Here is a 19,322-nt window from a genome sequence, read left to right as displayed (position 1 = left end):
GACGCCGTCAGGTGATCCGGCGCTCATGCCGCGTCACCGTCGGTGAGGGCGAAGTAGGCGCGCTCGAGCCCCCGCCCCGGCCCTCCAGCCACCTGCGCCACGCTGCCCTCGGCCACCACCCGGCCTGCGGCGATGACCACGACCCGGTCGGCGAGGCGCTCGGCCTCCTCGAAGGAGTGGGTCGTGACGACCATCGCCGTCCCGGCCCCCGCCGTTTCCGTGATGAGGGCGTGGACCTCGCGGCGGGCGTGGGGGTCCAGCCCGGCGGTCGGCTCGTCGAGGAAGGCGACCTCCGGGCGACCCACGAGTGCGGCAGCCAGGGCGACGCGCTGTCGCTGGCCACCGGACAGCCGGCGCACGGGGGTGAGCGCGAAGGCGTCGACACCCAGGCGTCGGGACAGCGCGGTGACGTCCGTGGGGGTGGCCCAGAACCGGGCCAGGTGCCGCAGCAGGGCTCGTGGGGCGACGGCCTGCGGCAGGCCGCCGTCCTGGAGCATGACCCCCACGCGCGCCCGGTGCTCTGCCGACGCCGCCCAGGGGTCCGTGCCCAGCACCCGGACCTCCCCGGCGTCGCGCCGCTGCAGGCCCACGGCGATCTCGACCGCCGTCGTCTTGCCCGCGCCGTTGGGTCCGAGCACACAGGTCACCTCGCCGCGCAGGGCGGTCCAGGAGAGCCCGCGCAGCGCCTCGGTCCGTCCGAAGCGACGGGTCACGCCGTCCATCATCAGGGCGGGTCTTGAGGCGGTCACGACGGACGAGTCTAGGTGAGGGTCACCTACCTTTCGGTCGGGGCCGTGAATACGTCACACTGACATGGTGAATTTGGCGCAGGTGCACGACCACGTGCACGACGAGTCCCGTACCCGGGACCGCGTGCGCCGCGCCGTGGGGGAGCAGGCGCCGGTCACCGCCAGCGTGCTCGCCCAGGACCTGGGTCTCACCCCGGCGGCCGTGCGACGACACCTGGACGCCCTGGAAGAGGCCGGCCTCATCGCCGAGCACGACGGCCCACCCCCGGGCAAGCGGGGGCGCGGTCGTCCGGCCCGGGCCTACGTCCTCACCGCGCTGGGCCAGGAGCAGTTCACCACCAGCTACGACGGTGTCGCCAACGCGGCCCTGCACTTCCTCGCCGACCAGGTCGGCTCGCAGGCGGTGGAGGGATTCGCCGAGACCCAGATCCGCGAGCTGGAGGGCCGGCTGCGCGCTGTCGTCGAGGAAGCCGTGACCGCCGCCGGCACCGATGACCTGCAGACCCGCACGACTGCGCTGGCGCGGGCGTTGTCCGCCGAAGGGTATGCCGCGTCCACCCGGCCGGTCGGACAGGGGACCGGCCTGGCCGGCCTGCAGCTGTGCCAGGGCCACTGCCCGGTGCGCGAGGTCGCCGTGGAGTTCCCGCAGTTCTGCGACGCGGAGACCCGGGCGATCGCCCGGATCCTGGGCGTGCACGTCCAGCGGCTGGCCACCCTCGCGGGCGGCGAGCACGTCTGCACCACCTTCGTGCCGACCGGCGCGCTCGGCACCGGACCGCCGAGCGCGGAAGAAAGAGCGACCGCCCCGCCGTTCGTCATACCGAGACGGTCGAGCGATCGCGACGAGACCCCGGGTGACGGCGATGCATCCGCGCCGCCCGCCACCTGACCACCACCTGTGACACACCCCGCCGACGAGAGGACGTGAGATGAGCACCAACATCGAGGAGCTCAACCCAGGCCTGAAGGATCTGGGCAAGTACGAGTACGGCTGGGCCGACAGCGACGAGGCCGGCGCCTCCGCGCAGCGCGGCCTCTCCGAGGCCGTCGTCCGCGACATCTCGGGCAAGAAGTCCGAGCCGGAGTGGATGCTGGAGCAGCGGCTCAAGGCGCTGCGCCTCTTCGACAAGAAGCCCATGCCGCGCTGGGGCGCTGACCTGTCGGACATCGACTTCGACAACATCAAGTACTTCGTGAAGTCCACCGAGAAGCAGGCCACGAGCTGGGAAGACCTGCCAGAGGACATCAAGAACACCTACGACCGGCTCGGCATCCCGGAGGCGGAAAAGCAGCGCCTCGTCGCGGGTGTCGCGGCGCAGTACGAGTCGGAGGTCGTCTACCACCAGATCCGTGAGGACCTGGAGGAGCAGGGCGTGCTCTTCCTCGACACCGACTCCGGCCTGCGTGAGCACGAGGAGCTGTTCCGCGAGTACTTCGGCTCGGTGATCCCCGCCGGTGACAACAAGTTCTCCGCGCTCAACACCGCGGTGTGGTCCGGCGGCTCGTTCATCTACGTCCCCAAGGGCGTGCACGTCGAGATCCCGCTGCAGGCCTACTTCCGGATCAACACCGAGAACATGGGCCAGTTCGAGCGGACGCTCATCATCGCCGACGAGGGCTCCTCGGTGCACTACGTCGAGGGCTGCACGGCGCCGATCTACAAGACCGACAGCCTGCACAGCGCGGTCGTCGAGATCGTGGTGAAGAAGAACGCCAAGGTGCGCTACACCACGATCCAGAACTGGTCGAACAACGTCTACAACCTCGTCACCAAGCGCGCCACCTGCGAGGAGGGCGCGACCATGGAGTGGATCGACGGCAACATCGGCTCCAAGGTGACGATGAAGTACCCCGCGGTCTTCCTCCTCGGCGAGCACGCCAAGGGCGAGACCTTGTCCGTCGCCTTCGCCGGCGAGGGCCAGCACCAGGACGCCGGCTCCAAGATGGTGCACGCCGCCCCGCACACCTCCTCGACCATCGTGAGCAAGTCGGTGGCGCGCGGTGGTGGCCGCTCGTCCTACCGCGGCCTGGTCCAGATCAACGAGGGCGCGCACCACAGCAAGTCCTCCGTGGTCTGCGACGCGCTGCTGGTCGACCAGATCTCCCGGTCCGACACCTACCCCTACGTCGACGTCCGCGAGGACGACGTCCAGATGGGACACGAGGCGACCGTCTCCAAGGTGTCCGAGGACCAGATGTTCTACCTCATGTCCCGAGGCCTGTCCGAGACCGAGGCCATGGCGATGATCGTGCGCGGCTTCGTGGAGCCGATCGCCCGCGAGCTGCCCATGGAGTACGCCCTCGAGCTCAACCGCCTCATCGAGCTGCAGATGGAAGGAGCAGTCGGCTGATGTCGCTTCTCATCGGAGAAGACACCACCACCCACAGCGACCCGCAGGCCCAGATCGGCGGGGAGCACCGCATCCCCGATCAGAGCCGCGCCGCTCGCACCCGGTCCTTCGACGTGGACGACTTCGGCGTGCCGACCGGGCGCGAGGAGGAGTGGCGCTTCACCCCCGTCGACCGGCTCGGCAACGTCTTCAGCGACACCGCCACCGACGACCGCGAGGGCGACGCCGCCGCGGAGTATGCCGTGCAGGCGGGTGAGCAGGTGAGCGTGTCCACGCTGGCGCCGGGACAGGCCCCGCGCGGCACCGTGCTCGTGCCCGAGGATCGCGGCGCGGCCGTCGCCTCGGCGAACACGGCTGAGGCGCTGCACCTGGCGATCGCCCCCGAGGCGGAGCTGTCCACCCCGGTGCGGGTCGACATCGCCGGTCGCGGCGCGGGCCGACGCAGCAACGCGCACCACGTCCTGGAGGCGGGCGCGCACAGCAAGGCACTCGTCATCCTCGACCACACCGGCGCGACGGACCACACCGGCAACCTCGAGGTCCTCGTCGGTGATGGTGCCGAGCTCACCGTGGTCTCGCTCCAGCGCTGGGACGACGAGGCGCTGCACCTGGCCCAGCACGAGGCCCTCGTCGGTCGCGACGCGACCTACAAGCACATCGCGGTCTCCCTCGGCGGCGGCATCGTCCGGATGAACTCCAACGTCCGGTATGCCGGTCCCGGCGGGGACGCGACCCTGCTCGGGGTCTACTTCTCTGACGCCGGTCAGCACCTGGAGCACCGCTCGTTCGTCGACCACAACGCCCCTCGGTGCACCTCGCTGGTGACCTACAAGGGCGCGCTGCAGGGCGAGACCGCCCGCACCGTCTGGGTCGGCGACGTGCTCATCCGGGCCGAGGCCGAGGGCATCGACACCTACGAGCTCAACCGCAACCTGGTGCTCACCGACGGCGCCCGCGCCGACTCGGTCCCGAACCTCGAGATCGAGACTGGCGACATCGAGGGGGCTGGCCACGCCAGCTCGACGGGTCGCTTCGACGACGAGCAGCTGTTCTACCTCATGTCCCGCGGGATCACCGAGGACGAGGCGCGCCGCCTCGTCGTGCGCGGCTTCTTCGCCGACATCATCGCCAAGATCGGCGTGCCCGAGGTCGTGGAGCCGCTCATGGCCGCCATCGAGGAGGAGCTCTCGCTCACCATGGGGAGCCAGCCGTCACAGGACCTCGGATGAGCGAGCCGGTGCGCATCTGCGCCGTCGATGAGCTCCCTACCTCGGTGGGGGCCGTCGTGGCCGACATCGAGGGTCGTCGGGTGGCCATCGCCCGTGACTCGGCCGGCGAGCTCCACGCGGTCGACGACACCTGCAGCCATGCCAACGTCAGCCTCGCCGAGGGTGAGGTGGAGGGCCAGCTCATCGAGTGCTGGCTGCACGGCTCGCAGTTCGACATGACGACGGGCGAGCCGGTCCAGCTGCCGGCGACCGTGCCGATCGCCGTGCACGAGATCACCGTGGACGAGGCCGGCAGCGTGCTGGTGACCCTCCGCGACACCCAGCCCGCGAGCCGCGGGTGACGGCGCCCGCCACCGGGCCCCACGACATACCTGACCGGACCGAACAAGGAGAAGCATGACCACCCTGGAGATCAAGGACCTGCACGTCAGCGTCGAGACCGAGGACTCCGCCAAGGAGATCCTCAAGGGCGTCGACCTGACCATCAACTCCGGCGAGACCCACGCGATCATGGGCCCCAACGGGTCCGGCAAGTCGACCCTGGCCTACGCCATCGCCGGGCACCCGAAGTACACCGTCACCGGCGGCCAGGTGCTGCTCGACGGTGAGGACGTCCTGGAGATGGGCGTCGACGAGCGCGCGCAGGCCGGGCTGTTCCTGGCGATGCAGTACCCCGTCGAGGTCCCCGGCGTGACCGTGTCCAACTTCTTGCGGACCGCCAAGACCGCCATCGACGGCGAGGCCCCGAAGCTGCGGCACTGGGTCAAGGACGTCAAGGGCGCGATGGAGTCGCTCCGGATGGACCCGGCCTTCGCCGAGCGCAACGTCAACGAGGGCTTCTCCGGCGGTGAGAAGAAGCGCCACGAGATCCTGCAGATGGAGCTCATCGAGCCCAAGATCGCGATCCTCGACGAGACCGACTCCGGGCTCGACGTCGACGCGCTCAAGGTGGTCTCCCAGGGCGTCAACCGGGTCAAGGACAAGACCGGGCTGGGCGTCATGCTCATCACGCACTACACCCGGATCCTGCGCTACATCGAGCCCGACTTCGTGCACGTCTTCGTGAACGGCCGGGTCGCCGAGTCCGGTGGCCGCGACCTCGCGGAGCGGCTCGAGGAGGAGGGCTACGACCGCTTCCTCACCGCCGCGGGCGCCTGAGGAGCGAGCACGGTATGACGACGATCGCCGCGGCGCAGCCGTTGAGTGAGGTGGAGGTCGCCCGGGTGCGGGCCGACTTCCCCCTGCTCGCGCGCCGTGTCCGCGGTGATCGGCCGCTCGTCTACCTCGACAGCGGCGCCACCTCGCAGAAGCCGCGGGTGGTGCTCGACGCGGAGCGGGAGTTCTACGAGCGGCACAACGCCGCGGTCCACCGCGGCGCGCACCAGCTGGCCGAGGAGGCGACGGACGCCTTCGAGGGCGCGCGGGCCACGGTGGCGCGCTTCCTCGGGGCCGACCCCGGCGAGGTCGTCTTCACCAAGAACGGCACCGAGGGGCTCAACCTGCTGGCCTACGCCTTCTCCAACGCGGCGGCGCCCGGCGCGCTCGACGGCGCCTCTGCGCAGTGGGCCGACCGGCTCCGGCTCGGGCCGGGCGACGAGGTCGTGGTGACCGAGATGGAGCACCACGCCAACCTCGTGCCGTGGCAGGAGCTGTGCCGCCGGACCGGCGCCACGTTGCGCTGGATCGGCGTGACCGACGACGGCGAGCTCGACACGACGGCACTCCCCGAGGTGATCGGCGCGCGGACGAAGGTCGTGGCCTTGACGCACGTGTCGAACGTGCTGGGCACGCTCAACGACCTCGGGCCGGACTCGCCCGTGCTCGCCGCCGCGCGCGCCGCGGGTGCGCTCGTCGTGGTCGACGCCTGCCAGTCGGCGCCGCACCTGGACATCACCGCGCTGACGGCGCCGGACTCCGGGGTGGATGCGCTGGTCTTCACCGGCCACAAGACCCTCGGGCCGAGCGGGGTCGGGGTGCTCTGGGCCCGGCGCGGGTTGCTCGAGGCGATGCCGCCCTTCCTCACCGGCGGCTCGATGATCGAGGTGGTCCGGATGGAGGGGTCCACCTGGGCGCCGCCGCCGACGAAGTTCGAGGCCGGCGTGCCCATGGCTGCCCAGGCCGTCGGCCTGGCCGCCGGACTCGACTACCTCAGCGAGGTGGGGATGGACCGGGTGCACGCGCACGACCAGCAGCTGATGCGGCATACCCTCGAGGTGCTGGGGGAGCGCCCCTGGGCCCGGGTGCTCGGGCCCGAGGACCCGGCGCGGCGCATCGGCGCCGTGGCCTTCGTCGTCGACGGGGTGCACCCGCACGACGTCGGTCAGGTGCTCGACGACTCCGGGGTCGCGGTCCGCACCGGCCACCACTGCGCCTGGCCGCTGCACCGGCGGTTGCGGGTGCCGGCCTCGACCCGGGCGAGCTTCGGCGTCTACACGACGCTGGAGGAGATCGACGCCTTCGCGGCCGCGCTGGACCGCGTGCCCGGGATCTTCGGGATGGGGGAGAGCGCCTGATGGACCTGTACGGCGAGCTCATCCTCGACCATGCCAAGCGGCCCCAGCACGCCGGGCTGCGCGAGCCCTACGACGTCGAGGTCAACCACGTCAACCCGACCTGCGGCGACGAGATCAGCCTGCGGGTGCACCTCGGCACGGTGACCGGTGGCGCGACCGACGGCACACCGGTCCTGTCCGATCTGTCCTACGACGCGCTCGGGTGCTCGATCTCCGTGGCGTCGGCCTCGATGCTGGCGCAGGAGGCCATCGGCGAGCCGGTGGCCGACACGCTGGAGACCTACCGTCACCTGCACGCCATGCTCACCAGCAAGGGGCAGGACCCGGGCGACCCCGAGCAGATCGGCGACGGCGTCGCCTTCGCCGGCGTCGCGCGCTATCCCGCCCGGGTGAAGTGCGCGCTGCTGCCGTGGACGGCCTATCTCGACGCCCTGGCCCGCGCCGGGGTCGACATCTCCGGCGCCAGCCACCCCGGCGGTGCCGCTCCGTGAGGGGCGTCCGCTGCTCGGCCCCTGACCACCGACCACACCGACCTCTTCGGGAGGAAGCATGACCACCACCACCCCGCCCAACGTCGCCGACCTTGAGGAGGCGCTGCGCGACGTCGTGGACCCCGAGCTCGGGATCAACGTCGTCGACCTGGGTCTCGTCTACGGCGTGACCGTCGACGCCGCGAGCCACGCCGTCATCGACATGACGCTGACGTCGGCGGCATGCCCGCTCACCGACGTCATCGAGGACCAGGTCGCGCAGAGCCTCGAGGGGCTCGTGACCTCGCACCGGATCAACTGGGTCTGGATGCCCCCGTGGGGCCCGGACAAGATCACCGAGGACGGTCGCGAGCAGCTGCGGGCGCTCGGCTTCAACGTCTGATCCGATCGCGCGAGCGCGTGCCCAGCCGCTCCCGACCGGGCCGGCGGCTGCGGGTGACGCGGCCGCGGGCGACGACCCTGGACGGACGGAGCAGCGGTGACGAGCACCCGTGAGGTGGAGGTCCCTCCGGAGCGACTCGCCGGGTGGGTGGAGCGCTTCGGGGCCTCGCACGGAGAGGTCACCGCATCGGTCGGTCGAGGGGAACCGAGTGCGACGGTCCCCTGGCAGCTGCGCGCCGAGGACGGCTCGTGGGGGCGGCTGACCGGGTGGCGTGACGCCGTCGAGGGGGTGTCACTGGGGGAGTGGGCCGTCCCGCCGCCGTTGCTCGTCCTGCTGGTCCGCCGCGCTGGGTATGCCGTGGCGCTCGTCTCTGACGACGGAGAACTCTTCGCGCACAAGGTCGGGACCCGGCACGTCCAGTCCCGGACGGCGGCCGGCGGGTGGAGCCAGCAACGTTACGCCCGGCGACGCGGACACCAGGCCGACGCCCTCGTCGAGGCCGTCGTCGGCCACGCGCGGCGCCTGCTCGAGGCGAGCGACGTCATACCTGGGCAGGGCGGGGTGACGGTCGGCGGACTGGTGCTCGGCGGACTGGTGCTCGGCGGCGACCGCACCCTGGCTGCCGACGTGCTCACCGGGGTGGCGCGAGAGCCATGGGCGTGGATGAGTGAGCTACCCGTACGCGAGCTCTGGGACCTTCCCGACCCGCGACGCGCTGTCCTGGACGAGGCCATCCGCCGCGGCCGCGCCGTCCGCGTCACGGTGCACAACGCCTGACCCTCATCCCACCGAGCGTCGCGAATGGTTGCCTCACACCCGACCGAGCGTCGCGAATAGTAGCCCTCCACCCGACCGAGCGTCGCGAATGGTGGGGGCCGCTCGGCGCGAGCAACCAGAGGCGACGTTCGGTGAGGGTTGGAGCAACCATGCGCGACGTCCGGTTCGGCCGACGGGCGGAAGGCCGGCCCGGCGTGATGCCGGGCCGGCCTCGGGCCGAGCGGGTCGGTCAGGCCGAGGCGCCCGCCGGGACCTGCGCGTCCGCGTCGTCACGCGCCCAGGGCTGACCGGTGCGCGGAGCGTCGTAGGTCTCCTGGTCGAGGATGCCCTCGCGCTTGGCCACGATCGTCGGCACCAGCGCCTGGCCGGTGACGTTGGTCGCGGTGCGGCCCATGTCGAGGATCGGGTCGACGGCCAGCAGCAGACCCACGCCCTCCAGGGGCAGGCCGAGGGTCGACAGCGTCAGCGTGAGCATGACCGTGGCGCCGGTGACTCCGGCGGTGGCGGCCGAGCCGAGCACCGAGACCATCGCGATGAGCAGGTAGTCGGTGACGCCGAGCTGCATACCGAAGAACTCCGCCACGAAGATCGCGGCGATGGCCGGATAGACCGCGGCGCACCCGTCCATCTTGGTCGTGGCGCCGAGCGGCACCGCGAAGGAGGAGTAGGCCCGGGGCACCCCGAGGTTGCGCTCGGTGACGGCCTGGGTGACCGGCAGCGTGCCGATCGAGGAGCGGGAGACGAAGGCGAGTTGCATCGCGGGCCAGGCACCGGTGAAGAACTGCTTCACCGACAGACCGTGCACCCGCAGCAGGACGGGGTAGAGCACCCCGACGACGAGCAGCAGGCCCACGTAGATCGCGAGGGTGAACCGGCCCAGCGAGCCGATGGTCTCCCAGCCGTAGGACACGATGGCGTTGCCCAGCAGGCCGACGGTGGCGATCGGCGCGAGCAGGATGACCCACCACAGGACCTTCTGGACCACGCTGAGGGCCGAGCGGGTGAACGCCAGGAAGGGGTCGGCGTCCTTGCCCACCTTGACCACGGCGATGCCCACGGCGATGGCGAGGACGAGGATCTGCAGGACGTTGAAGTTGAGGCTCACGCCCTGGTCGCCCTCCCGGGCGTAGATGCCGAGCGCGTTCGCGGGGATGAGGCCGGTGAGGAAGTCGAGCCACCCGCCCGTGCTGGATGGCGCAGCGGCATCGGCCTCGGTGACCCCGGCGCCGCGAGCCGGGTCGACCAGCCAGCCGACCGTCATACCGATGGAGACGGAGACCAGGGCCGTGATGGCGAACCACAGGAGGGTCTGCCAGGCCAGCCGGGCGGCGTTGGTCACCTCACGCAGGTTGGCGATCGAGGAGACGATGGCGAGGAACACCAGCGGCGGGACGATGGTGCGCAGCAGGCTGACGAAGGAGGAACCGATGATCGCCAGCGTCTCCGACAGCCAGGTGGGGTTGTCGGCGCTGGCGCCGGTCGAGCGGGCGACGAGGCCGAGGAGGACTCCGAGCACCAGGCCGATGAGGACCTGGGTGCCGAAGGAGACCCGGCGCAGTCTGGACAGCACGAGGTGGGACCTTCCGTTGGGGGGCGAGTCGGCCATCGTGGCCGCAGGCGGACCGGCGCCGCGTCGCTCACGCGCATACCTGCGCTGCGGCACCGCCCATCCCAACGAGCGGTTATGGGAGAGCTATTCCTGCGATCGTGCTGTGACCTCGCTCACGCCACAGCTGGCCGCCGCTCAGTGGTCGTCGACGCTCGCGGCGTTGAGCGTGTCGCACTGGTTGGCGTCCCGGGACTCGTAGCCGCGCATGAACCAGCCCATCCGCTGCTCGGACGAGCCGTGGGTCCAGGTATGCGGTGAGACCTGCCCCTGCATCCGCTCCTGGATCGAGTCGTCGCCGACGGCAGCAGCCGCCGAGAGCGCGGACTCGATGTCCTCGCGGGTGAGGGGCTCGAGCAGGACGTTGCCCTCGGAGTCCTCGGTCTGGGTGGCGTTGCCCGTCCAGGCACCGGCGAAGCAGTCCGCCTGCAGCTCGACCCGGACGGCACCTGACTCGGGACCGCGCGGATCCTGCTGGGAGTACTGCAGCGCGCCGGTGTAGTTCTGGATGTGGTGGCCGTACTCGTGCGCGAGGACGTACATCTGGCTGAAGTTGCCGCCGTCCGCGCCGAGCTGGCCCTCCAGCTGGTTGAAGAAGGTCGTGTCGAGGTAGATCCGCCGGTCGAGGGGGCAGTAGAACGGCCCCACGGCGCTGGTGGCGGCCCCGCACTGGGTCTGCACCTGCCCGCTGAAGAGGATGGCGTTGGTCGGGTCGGCGTCGGGCAGGACCTGAGTCCAGTAGTCCTCGAGCGAGACCATCGTCGCCTTCATCCGGCAGTCGACGTCGGCGTTCGCGTCGGCGCCGGTCTGGCACTCCGCGAGGTCGACGTTCTCCGACTGCGGCTGCTGCTGCGTCTCGCCGCCGCCCAAGATCTGACCCGGGTCACCACCGAAGAGCATGACGACCAGCGCGAGCAGCAGGGCGCCCAGGCCACCGCCGACGGCCATCCCTCCGCCACCGCCGCCACGGCTCGCCCGGCCGGAGCCGATGTTGGCGTTCTCCCTGAAGGTCATCCGTGCTGCCTTTCGGTGCTGCGGCACTGGTCGGACGACCAAGGCCTAGCGCGTAGACTAGCGACCCGGCCCCCGTGAACGCAGCCGTAGCCGCTGTGCCGGGCGCGCCGCATACCCACCCCGCGCAGCCAGGTCCAGGCTGCCCGCCACCCGTGCAGGAGGAAGCCTCGTGATCAGCGCGTCCGGAGTCGAGATCCGCGTCGGGTCCCGGCTGCTCATGGAGGACGTCACGTTCCGCGTCGGCGCGGGGGACCGGGTCGGCCTCGTGGGGCGCAACGGGGCGGGCAAGACCACCTTGACGAAGATCCTGTCCGGGGACGGCCAGCCCGTCGCGGGCACGATCACCCGCCGCGGTGACATCGGCTACCTGCCGCAGGACCCGCGGACCGGTGACCTCGACGTGCTCGGCCGCGACCGCATCCTCTCGGCGCGCGGCCTGGATCAGGTGGTGCGCGGCATGCGTGCCGCCGAGGAGACCATGGCGCTCGGGGAGGGCGAGGCGCGCGACAAGGCGATGACGCGGTATGCGCGGCTGGAGGCGGAGTTCACCAGCAAGGGCGGGTATGCCGCCGAGTCCGAGGCCGCGTCGATCGCCAGCAGTCTGGGCCTGCCGGACCGGGTGCTCACCCAGCCGCTGCGCACCCTCTCGGGTGGTCAGCGGCGGCGGATCGAGCTCGCCCGGATCCTCTTCTCCGGCGCCGACACGCTGCTGCTGGACGAGCCGACCAACCACCTCGACGCCGACTCCATCGTCTGGCTGCGCGAGCACCTCAAGGCGCACACCGGCGGACTCATGGTCATCTCGCACGACGTCGACCTCATCGAGACGGTCGTCAACAAGGTGTTCTACCTGGACGCCAACCGACAGGTGATGGACGTCTACAACATGGGGTGGAAGACCTACCTGGCCCAGCGGGAGGCGGACGAGCGGCGGCGGCACCGGGAGCGCGCCAACACCGAGAAGAAGGCCGCGGCACTGCTGGCCCAGGCCGACAAGATGCGGGCCAAGGCCACCAAGGCGGTCGCGGCGCAGAACATGGCGCGCCGGGCCGAGAAGATGATGGCCGGGCTGGAGGGTGAGCGGCAGTCCGACCGGGTCGCCAAGCTGCGCTTCCCGACGCCGGCCGCGTGCGGGAAGACTCCGCTGACCGCCGGGGGGCTGTCCCGCTCCTACGGCAGCCTGGAGATCTTCACCGACGTCGACCTGGCGATCGACCGAGGCTCCAAGGTCGTGGTGCTCGGGCTCAACGGCGCCGGCAAGACCACGCTGCTGCGGCTGCTGGCCGGGATCGACACGCCGGACACCGGTGGGGTCGTGCCCGGTCACGGGCTCAAGCTCGGCTACTACGCCCAGGAGCACGAGACCCTCGACGTCGACCGCACCGTGCTGGAGAACATGAAGTCCGCCGCGCCCGACCTGGACGAGACTGAGACGCGCAAGGTGCTCGGCTCTTTCCTCTTCACCGGTGACGACGTCGACAAGCCCGCTGGGGTGCTGTCCGGCGGGGAGAAGACCCGGCTGGCGCTGGCGATCCTCGTCGTGTCCGCGGCCAACGTCCTGCTGCTCGACGAGCCGACCAACAACCTCGATCCGGCCTCGCGGGAAGAGGTGCTGGCCGCGCTGCGTTCGTACGAGGGCGCGGTCGTCCTGGTGAGCCACGACGAAGGTGCCGTGCAGGCGCTCGAGCCCGAGCGCGTGCTGCTGCTGCCCGACGGTGTCGAGGACCTGTGGGGCCGGGACTACGAGGAGCTCATCGCCCTCGCCTGACCCGCGACGGACGGAGGTGATCGGATGACGATGGGGATGCGCGGAGGCGCCTTCCGCAGCTTCGCCAAGGACCAGAGCGTCCGCGACCACCACATCGGACGCGAGACCGCCCGGCGCGTGGCGTCCTACGGGCGGCCGTTCGTCGGCCGGATCGCGGCATACCTCGCCCTGACCGTCCTGGCCGGTGCGCTGGTGACCGCGGTGCCGCTGCTGCTGCAGCGGATCATCGACGACGGGGTCACCCCGGGGGACCGGGATCTGGTGATTCGGCTCGGGATCGTCGTCGCCGGGCTGGCCGTGCTGGAGGCGGTCGTCACCGTCGTGACGCGCTGGTTCGGGTCGCAGATCGGTGAGGGGCTGATCTACAACCTGCGACGTGAGGTCTTCGCCCACGTGCTCCGCCAGCCGATCGCCTTCTTCACGCGGGCCCAGACCGGGGCGCTGGTCTCACGGCTCAACAACGACGTCATCGGCGCGCAGACCGCCTTCACCTCGATCCTCTCCGGTCTGGTGAGCAGCCTGGTCCAGATGGTGCTCATCCTCGCGGCGCTGCTGTCGATGAGTTGGCAGATCACCGTGCTGGCGCTGCTGCTCGTGCCGCTGTTCATCGTGCCCGCCCGTTTCATGGGCGCCCGGCTGTCCGCGCTGACCCGCACCCAGATGGGGCTCAACGCCGACATGCAGGCTCGCATGACCGAGCGCTTCAACGTGGGCGGGGCCCTGCTCGTGCGGTTGTTCGGGCGTCCGGCGACCGAGGACGAGGAGTATGCCGAGCGCGCGGCCGACGTGCGCGACGCCGGCGTGTCGATCTCCGTGAACCGCGTCTTCTTCATGGCCGGACTGGGCCTGGTGGCGGCGCTGGCGACGGCGCTGGTCTACGGGCTGGGTGGGGTCATGGTGGTGGCCGGCGAGCTGACCCTCGGGACGCTGGTCGCCATGGCCGCCCTGCTGTCCCGCCTGTATGCCCCGCTGACGGCTTTGTCGAACGTGCGCGTCGACATCATGACCGCCCTCGTGAGCTTCGAGCGGATCTTCGAGGTGCTCGATCTGAGACCGCTGGTGCGCGAGTCCGAGCAGGCACGTCCGATCCCGGTCGGCCCCGTGGGGATCGAGCTGGACCGGGTGCGCTTCGCCTACCCCGCCGCCGACGAGGTGTCGATCGCGTCCCTGGAGCAGCGTCCGGAGGCCGAGACTCTGGACGGGCATGAGGTGCTGCGGGACGTCAGCGCCGACGTCGCGGCCGGGTCGATGGTCGCGCTGGTCGGGCCCTCGGGCGCCGGCAAGACGACGCTGACGACGCTGGTGACGCGGCTCTACGACCCGACGGCAGGAGCGGTGCGGATCGGGGGAGTCGATCTGCGGGAGGCGACCTTCGACTCGCTGCGCGACACGGTGGGGGTCGTGACGCAGGAGGCGCACATGTTCAACGACACCGTGCGCACCAACCTGCTCTACGCCCGGCCGGAGGCGACGGAAGTCGAGATCTGGCGGTCCCTCGAGGGGGCGCAGATCGCGCACCTGGTGCGGCGGCTGCCCGATGGCCTCGACACGGTGGTCGGTGACCGGGGGCACCGGCTCTCCGGAGGCGAGAAGCAACGGCTGGCGATCGCGCGGCTGCTGCTCAAGTCACCGGCGGTGGTGGTGCTCGACGAGGCGACCGCGCACCTGGACAGCGAGTCGGAGGCCGCGGTGCAGCGTGCCCTGGACGAGGCGCTGCAGGGCCGGACCTCCCTCGTCATCGCGCACCGGCTCTCGACGGTGAGGGACGCCGATCTCATCTTGGTGCTGGAGCACGGCGAGATCGTCCAGCAAGGCACCCACGAGCAGCTGCTCGCCGAGGGCGGCCTCTACGCCGCGCTCTACCGCACCCAGTTCCGCGACTGACCCAACCCCCGCACCGGACGCGCGTGAGTCACGCACCGGACGCGCGTTGGTGACGCCAGTTCGTGACTAACGCGCGTCCGGTGCGTGACCAACGCGCGTCCGGTGCGGCTGTCAGGCGTCTTCCTCGTCCCAGATACGAACCTTCCGAGGGCGTCGATCTGCTGCTGTGTCGTCCGGCGACGTCCGCCCCACAGCCCTGGTCTCGTCCTGGGCCTCGCGGCGAGCCATGACGAGCACGAGGACGAGGCCGACGGGGACGGTGAGCCACCACTGCAGGGCGTAGGCCAGGTGCGAGCCGAGGCCGGTGTCGGGCGGCTCCAACGGCTCCGGTCGCGCAGCAGGCGCCGGCGACTCGGCCTCCAGGACGACATAGCCGCCGCGCAAGGACAGGCCGGTCTCCTCCTCCAGCCCTGCCAGATCGATCGAGGCGAGCTGCCCCTCGACCGGCTCCCGGTCCAGATCGGGCTCGGAGGGTCGCAGCCACCCCGTCACCCGCACCGGTCCCTCGGGGGCGGCGGGCACCTCGGGCAGCGCCTGCGCCGTCGCCGCGTTGCGGACCCAGCCGCGGTCCACCGCGACCGCGGTCCCGTCGTCCAGCAGCAGCGGCACCAGGACCTCGTACCCGTAGACACCCTCGTGCGGACGGTTGCGCACGAGGTGCTGATCGGCCGCGGCATACCGTCCGTTGGCGCTGACGCGGGTCCACCGATCCGCAGGGTCGAGCGGCGCTCCATCCGGCACGACGTCGTCGAGCGGGACGGCCTCACCCCCGTAGTTCGCCTCGACCAGGGCTCGTCGCTCCAGCCGCTCCTCGTGCCGGGTCCACTGCCACAGGCCCAGGAGGCTCGTGATCACCCCGAAGACCACGGCGAGGGCGAGGTAGCCCACCCACCGGGGCCGACGCAGCACCCGCCACACGTCAGCCGTCCGCCTCGGTGAGCGCCTCGACGCCGATCACCTCGAGCAGGAAGCCGCGCAGCTGCACGAAGTCACGCAGGTGGTCGACGTGGTCCTCGCAGGCGAGCCACACCTTGCGTCGATCGGAGGTATGCAGTGCCGGGTTGCGCCAGACGACCGCGTGCACGGCCGTGTGCCGGCAGGCCTTGGCGCTGCAGACGAGCTCGGGGGTGGCGGGGCCGGTCACGACCGCGAGGCACCGGCGGACTCGTCGGGGGACGTGGCCCGACCCTCGGCCGCCACCGTTCCACCCACGACCACACCGCCGACGACCTCACCGCGGAGCACCTGGGCGGCGTCAGCCGACTCCTCGGCCGGACGCTGCGGAGCCGGGCCGAGCCGGCGCGTCGGCGACTGCGGCCGGTCGGTGCGAGGAGCCTGCCGCTGGTCGACCGCGTTGGCGATCATCACCGCGAAGCTCGGGATGACGATCGCGAGGAAGGCCGCCACCCAGGCGATGGCATACCGCTCGGTCATGAACGCCCACACCGCCACCGGGAAGGCGACCGTGCGGATGACCATCGCGATGAGGTACTGCCGCATCCGGCGTGACCTGTCCTGCTCCACGGAGCGTCGCGCACTCGTCACAGCCTGCGCGGGGCGTCGCGTCTTGCCGTGGGGGGAGGAGGTGGTGGGCACCCTTCCACGATACGGCTACGGTGTCCGGGTGACGAATCCCACCAGCACCCACCGCTCACCGTCAGCCGTTCTGGTCACCGGGGGAAACCGGGGGATCGGGCTCGCGATCGCCCGCGCCTTCGCCGAGGCGGGCGACGATGTCGTCATCACCCACCGCAGCGGCGAGCCGCCCGAGGGGCTGCGCGGCGTCCGCTGCGACGTGACCGACTCCGCCTCGGTCGACGCCGCCTTCACCGAGGCCGAGCAGATCCTGGGCCGCCCCGTCGACGTGCTCGTCGCCAACGCCGGCATCACCAGGGACACCCTCCTCATGCGGATGAGCGACGAGGACTTCGACGACGTCGTCGACACCAACCTGGCGGGTGCCTTCCGCTGCGCGCGACGCGCCTCCAAGGGCATGATCCGGGCGCGGGCCGGCCGCATCATCCTCATCTCCTCGGTCGTGGGACTCTACGGCTCGCCGGGGCAGGCCAACTACGCCGCCTCCAAGTCCGCGCTGGTCGGCCTGGCCCGCTCCATCACCCGTGAGCTGGGCGGACGCGGGATTACCGCCAACGTCGTAGCCCCGGGCTTCATCGAGACCGAGATGACCGAGCAGCTGCCGGAGGACCGGCGCAAGAGCTACCTGGCCGGGATCCCGTCGGGGCGCTTCGCGGCGCCGGAGGAGGTGGCCGGGGTGGTTCGCTTCCTCGCCGGGCCGGACGCGGCATACATCAGCGGGGCGGTCATCCCGGTCGACGGTGGGCTCGGGATGGGGCACTGAGCGACACGTGCGGGAGCAGGGGCCGGGGGCCGCGAGCGACGCACTAGAGTTCCGCTCATGCTGCTCGAGGGAAAGAAGCTCCTGATCACCGGTGTCCTCATGGACACCTCCATCGCCTTCCACGTGGCCCGACTGGCCCAGGAGCAGGGCGCGGAGGTCGTGCTGACGTCGTTCGGGCGCACCATGCGGATCACCCAGGCGATCGCGCGCCGGTTGCCGCGGGAGGCACCGGTCCTCGAGCTCGACGTCCAGGACACCGAGCACCTCGACAGCCTGGCCGACCGGGTCGGCGAGCACCTGGACCACATCGACGGCGTCCTGCACTCCATCGGTTTCGCCCCGCAGGGAGCCTTCGACTTCCTCGGTGCCCAGTGGGAGGACGTCGCGACCGCCATGCAGGTCAGCGCCTACTCGCTCAAGGCACTCGCCGTGGCCGCGTTGCCCCGGATGCGGGAAGGCGGCAGCGTCGTGGGACTCACCTTCGACGCGCAGTACGCCTGGCCGGTCTACGACTGGATGGGGGTCTCCAAGGCCGCCTTCGAGGCCACCAGCCGCTATCTCGCGCGCGATCTCGGGCCGAAGGGGATCCGTTGCAACCTCGTCTCCGCCGGACCGATCTCGACGACGGCCGCGAAGTCGATCCCGGAATTCGACCAGTTCGCGAGGTGGAGCGAGCACTCGCCCCTCGGCTGGGACGTCAAGGACCCGGTGCCCGCGGCCCAGGCGTGCGTCGCGCTGCTCTCCGACTGGTTCCCCGCCACGACGGGCGAGATCGTCCACGTGGACGGCGGCTTCCACGCCACCGGCTTCTGAGCGCCGGACCTCACCCACCCGGACGACGGCAGCGCGGGCGGCACCAGCCGCCCGCGCTGCCGTCTGCTGCCGCGAGCCGGATCAGCCGGTGATGACCGTGCCCTTGCCGACGACGACGATGCCGGAGTCGGTGACAGCGAAGCCTCGCGCCCGGTCGTGGTCGTGGTCCACGCCGATGTGGACGCCGGGCGGGACGAACACACCCTTGTCGATGATGGTGCGGTGGATCTGGCAGGACCGCCCGATCTCCACGCGGTCCATGAGCACCGACCCCGTCACGTGGCTGAAGCTGTGCACCGTGACGCCGGGGGACAGGACCGAGTCGCTGACCGTCGCGCCGGAGATGACGCAGCCGGGGGAGACCGCCGAGTTGACGGCGTGCCCGACGCGGTCACCTGACCCGTGGACGAACTTCGCGGGCGGATGGGGACCGTGGGTGGTGTAGATCGGCCAGGCCTCGTTGTAGAGGTTGAAGACCGGGTGCACGGAGATGAGATCCATCTGGGACTCGTAGTAGGAGTCGAGGGTCCCCACGTCGCGCCAGTAGCCGCGGTCCCGGTCGGTGGCCCCGGCGATCTCGTTGTCCTTGAAGTCGTAGACCCAGGCATCGCCCTTCTCGACGAACGCCGGGACGATGTCGCCCCCCATGTCGTGCTTGGAACCCTCGTTGAGGGCGTCGGCGCGCACCGCGGCCTCCAATGCGTCCGCGGTGAAGACGTAGTTGCCCATCGACGCGAGCACCTCGTCCGGGGCGTCCGGGAGACCCCGCGGGTCCTGGGGCTTCTCGAGGAACTCGTGGATGCGCCGTGGGTCCTCCTGGTCGACGTCGATGACGCCGAACTGGTCGGCCAGACTGATCGGCTGGCGGATCGCCGCCACCGTGCACGAGGCGCCGGTGTCGACGTGCTGCTGCACCATCTGGGCGAAGTCCATGCGGTAGACGTGGTCGGCACCGACCACGACGACGATGTCGGGGCGTTCGTCGTGGACGAGGTTGAGGCTCTGGTAGATCGCGTCGGCCGACCCGGCGAACCAGCTCTTGCCGAGCCGCTGCTGGGCCGGGACCGGTGCGACGTAGTTGCCCAGGAGGGTAGACATCCGCCACGTCTTGGTGATGTGGGCATCCAGACTGTGCGACTTGTACTGCGTCAGCACCACGATCTTGAGATAGCCGGAGTTGACGATGTTGGAGAGGGCGAAGTCGATGAGCCGGTAGATGCCGCCGAAGGGGACGGCCGGCTTGGCGCGATCCGCGGTGAGCGGCATGAGCCGCTTCCCCTCGCCCCCCGCCAGCACGATCGCCAGGACCTTCAGTCGAGTGCCTCGTTGCGCTGCCATGGCACCAACCTAGACGCTACGTCAACGCGTGGCGAGGGGAGGGTCTGA

At 70.9% G+C, this 19,322-nt stretch carries 20 protein-coding genes; 13 read left to right on the top strand and 7 right to left on the bottom strand.

Features of this window, described 5'->3' with window-relative positions:
- Positions 1–23: 23 nt before the first annotated feature.
- Positions 24–725 (bottom strand): ABC transporter ATP-binding protein, encoded by a 702-nt coding sequence (locus tag AC5PYY_RS12880; protein WP_493899376.1) that lies wholly within the window; start codon positions 723–725, stop codon positions 24–26.
- An 88-nt stretch (positions 726–813) separates the two neighbouring features.
- On the opposite strand from AC5PYY_RS12880, the gene AC5PYY_RS12875 reads away from it, so the two are divergent.
- The 9 genes from AC5PYY_RS12875 to AC5PYY_RS12835 all read left to right on the top strand — a co-directional run bounded on the left by AC5PYY_RS12875 (position 814) and on the right by AC5PYY_RS12835 (position 8,492).
- Complete coding sequence (locus tag AC5PYY_RS12875; RefSeq protein ID WP_493897204.1) at positions 814–1,638, top strand: helix-turn-helix transcriptional regulator; 825 nt, start codon at positions 814–816, stop codon at positions 1,636–1,638.
- Between the two features lie 40 nt (positions 1,639–1,678).
- Complete coding sequence (sufB, locus tag AC5PYY_RS12870) at positions 1,679–3,100, top strand: Fe-S cluster assembly protein SufB (protein WP_493897203.1); 1,422 nt, start codon at positions 1,679–1,681, stop codon at positions 3,098–3,100.
- A complete protein-coding gene (gene sufD / locus AC5PYY_RS12865) occupies positions 3,100–4,329 on the top strand; it encodes a Fe-S cluster assembly protein SufD (RefSeq protein ID WP_493897202.1) in 1,230 nt (409 codons plus the stop codon). The genes sufB and sufD overlap by 1 nt, the downstream gene beginning before the upstream one ends.
- Positions 4,326–4,670, top strand: a complete 345-nt coding sequence (locus AC5PYY_RS12860; RefSeq protein ID WP_493897201.1) for a non-heme iron oxygenase ferredoxin subunit — start codon at positions 4,326–4,328, stop codon at positions 4,668–4,670. The genes sufD and AC5PYY_RS12860 overlap by 4 nt, the downstream gene beginning before the upstream one ends.
- A 55-nt stretch (positions 4,671–4,725) precedes the next feature.
- The gene (gene sufC, locus AC5PYY_RS12855; protein ID WP_493897200.1) at positions 4,726–5,487 is read left to right on the top strand and encodes a Fe-S cluster assembly ATPase SufC; all 762 of its coding nucleotides are present in this window, start codon (positions 4,726–4,728) and stop codon (positions 5,485–5,487) included.
- Positions 5,488–5,501: 14 nt separating this feature from the next.
- Entirely contained in the window at positions 5,502–6,842 is a 1,341-nt protein-coding gene (locus AC5PYY_RS12850) for a SufS family cysteine desulfurase (protein WP_493897199.1), read from the top strand.
- Positions 6,842–7,333, top strand: a complete 492-nt coding sequence (sufU, locus tag AC5PYY_RS12845) for a Fe-S cluster assembly sulfur transfer protein SufU (protein WP_493897198.1) — start codon at positions 6,842–6,844, stop codon at positions 7,331–7,333. The genes AC5PYY_RS12850 and sufU overlap by 1 nt, the downstream gene beginning before the upstream one ends.
- Before the next feature lie 58 nt (positions 7,334–7,391).
- The gene (locus AC5PYY_RS12840) at positions 7,392–7,715 is read left to right on the top strand and encodes a metal-sulfur cluster assembly factor (protein ID WP_493897197.1); all 324 of its coding nucleotides are present in this window, start codon (positions 7,392–7,394) and stop codon (positions 7,713–7,715) included.
- A 96-nt stretch (positions 7,716–7,811) separates the two neighbouring features.
- Complete coding sequence (locus AC5PYY_RS12835; RefSeq protein ID WP_493897196.1) at positions 7,812–8,492, top strand: acVLRF1 family peptidyl-tRNA hydrolase; 681 nt, start codon at positions 7,812–7,814, stop codon at positions 8,490–8,492.
- Between the two features lie 229 nt (positions 8,493–8,721).
- On the opposite strand, the gene AC5PYY_RS12830 is transcribed toward AC5PYY_RS12835, so the two are convergent.
- Together AC5PYY_RS12830 and ypfJ are read right to left on the bottom strand one after the other, a co-directional pair.
- Positions 8,722–10,098 (bottom strand): dicarboxylate/amino acid:cation symporter, encoded by a 1,377-nt coding sequence (locus tag AC5PYY_RS12830; RefSeq protein ID WP_493899375.1) that lies wholly within the window; start codon positions 10,096–10,098, stop codon positions 8,722–8,724.
- Between the two features lie 138 nt (positions 10,099–10,236).
- Entirely contained in the window at positions 10,237–11,112 is an 876-nt protein-coding gene (gene ypfJ, locus AC5PYY_RS12825; protein WP_493897195.1) for a KPN_02809 family neutral zinc metallopeptidase, read from the bottom strand.
- 169 nt (positions 11,113–11,281) lie between these two features.
- Here ypfJ and AC5PYY_RS12820 point away from each other — a divergent pair, with 169 nt between their 5' ends.
- Positions 11,282–12,880, top strand: a complete 1,599-nt coding sequence (locus AC5PYY_RS12820) for an ABC-F family ATP-binding cassette domain-containing protein (RefSeq protein WP_493897194.1) — start codon at positions 11,282–11,284, stop codon at positions 12,878–12,880.
- Positions 12,881–12,904: 24 nt separating this feature from the next.
- Positions 12,905–14,764, top strand: coding sequence for an ABC transporter ATP-binding protein (locus AC5PYY_RS12815; RefSeq protein WP_493897193.1), 1,860 nt, complete (start codon positions 12,905–12,907; stop codon positions 14,762–14,764).
- Between the two features lie 111 nt (positions 14,765–14,875).
- On the opposite strand, the gene AC5PYY_RS12810 is transcribed toward AC5PYY_RS12815, so the two are convergent.
- The 3 genes from AC5PYY_RS12810 to AC5PYY_RS12800 are packed head-to-tail and all read right to left on the bottom strand — an operon-like array spanning position 14,876 to position 16,360.
- Positions 14,876–15,673, bottom strand: a complete 798-nt coding sequence (locus tag AC5PYY_RS12810; protein ID WP_493897192.1) for an SURF1 family cytochrome oxidase biogenesis protein — start codon at positions 15,671–15,673, stop codon at positions 14,876–14,878.
- A 10-nt stretch (positions 15,674–15,683) separates the two neighbouring features.
- Positions 15,684–15,908, bottom strand: a complete 225-nt coding sequence (locus AC5PYY_RS12805; protein ID WP_493897191.1) for a hypothetical protein — start codon at positions 15,906–15,908, stop codon at positions 15,684–15,686.
- Positions 15,905–16,360 (bottom strand): DUF3099 domain-containing protein, encoded by a 456-nt coding sequence (locus tag AC5PYY_RS12800; RefSeq protein WP_493897190.1) that lies wholly within the window; start codon positions 16,358–16,360, stop codon positions 15,905–15,907. The genes AC5PYY_RS12805 and AC5PYY_RS12800 overlap by 4 nt, the downstream gene beginning before the upstream one ends.
- A 28-nt stretch (positions 16,361–16,388) precedes the next feature.
- Between AC5PYY_RS12800 and fabG the strand changes: the two genes are divergently transcribed.
- Positions 16,389–17,123: a 3-oxoacyl-ACP reductase FabG gene (fabG, locus tag AC5PYY_RS12795; RefSeq protein WP_493897189.1), complete on the top strand. Its 735-nt coding sequence runs from the start codon at positions 16,389–16,391 to the stop codon at positions 17,121–17,123.
- Positions 17,124–17,180: 57 nt separating this feature from the next.
- Complete coding sequence (gene fabI / locus AC5PYY_RS12790; protein ID WP_493897188.1) at positions 17,181–17,936, top strand: enoyl-ACP reductase FabI; 756 nt, start codon at positions 17,181–17,183, stop codon at positions 17,934–17,936.
- 81 nt (positions 17,937–18,017) lie between these two features.
- Here fabI and glgC read toward each other — a convergent pair whose 3' ends face one another.
- A complete protein-coding gene (gene glgC / locus AC5PYY_RS12785) occupies positions 18,018–19,274 on the bottom strand; it encodes a glucose-1-phosphate adenylyltransferase (RefSeq protein WP_493897187.1) in 1,257 nt (418 codons plus the stop codon).
- Between the last annotated feature and the right edge of the window lie 48 nt (positions 19,275–19,322).

It is taken from the genome of Serinicoccus sp. JS2-9 (genome assembly GCF_059025165.1).
The sequence above is the reverse complement of the archived record's forward strand: the minus strand, read 5'-3'. Positions and strand labels throughout refer to the sequence as shown.

Excerpts from the sequence above, each read along its gene's own strand:
- sufB (WP_493897203.1), top strand. The coding sequence starts at position 1,679 with ATGAGCACCAACATCGAGGAGCTCAACCCAGGCCTGAAGGATCTGGGC.
- AC5PYY_RS12840 (WP_493897197.1), top strand. The coding sequence starts at position 7,392 with ATGACCACCACCACCCCGCCCAACGTCGCCGACCTTGAGGAGGCGCTG.
- AC5PYY_RS12850 (WP_493897199.1), top strand. The coding sequence starts at position 5,502 with ATGACGACGATCGCCGCGGCGCAGCCGTTGAGTGAGGTGGAGGTCGCC.
- fabI (WP_493897188.1), top strand. The coding sequence starts at position 17,181 with ATGCTGCTCGAGGGAAAGAAGCTCCTGATCACCGGTGTCCTCATGGAC.
- AC5PYY_RS12875 (WP_493897204.1), top strand. The coding sequence starts at position 814 with ATGGTGAATTTGGCGCAGGTGCACGACCACGTGCACGACGAGTCCCGT.
- sufD (WP_493897202.1), top strand. The coding sequence starts at position 3,100 with ATGTCGCTTCTCATCGGAGAAGACACCACCACCCACAGCGACCCGCAG.
- AC5PYY_RS12880 (WP_493899376.1), bottom strand. The coding sequence starts at position 725 with ATGATGGACGGCGTGACCCGTCGCTTCGGACGGACCGAGGCGCTGCGC.
- sufC (WP_493897200.1), top strand. The coding sequence starts at position 4,726 with ATGACCACCCTGGAGATCAAGGACCTGCACGTCAGCGTCGAGACCGAG.
- ypfJ (WP_493897195.1), bottom strand. The coding sequence starts at position 11,112 with ATGACCTTCAGGGAGAACGCCAACATCGGCTCCGGCCGGGCGAGCCGT.
- sufU (WP_493897198.1), top strand. The coding sequence starts at position 6,842 with ATGGACCTGTACGGCGAGCTCATCCTCGACCATGCCAAGCGGCCCCAG.
- AC5PYY_RS12830 (WP_493899375.1), bottom strand. The coding sequence starts at position 10,098 with ATGGCCGACTCGCCCCCCAACGGAAGGTCCCACCTCGTGCTGTCCAGA.
- AC5PYY_RS12815 (WP_493897193.1), top strand. The coding sequence starts at position 12,905 with ATGACGATGGGGATGCGCGGAGGCGCCTTCCGCAGCTTCGCCAAGGAC.
- glgC (WP_493897187.1), bottom strand. The coding sequence starts at position 19,274 with ATGGCAGCGCAACGAGGCACTCGACTGAAGGTCCTGGCGATCGTGCTG.
- AC5PYY_RS12860 (WP_493897201.1), top strand. The coding sequence starts at position 4,326 with ATGAGCGAGCCGGTGCGCATCTGCGCCGTCGATGAGCTCCCTACCTCG.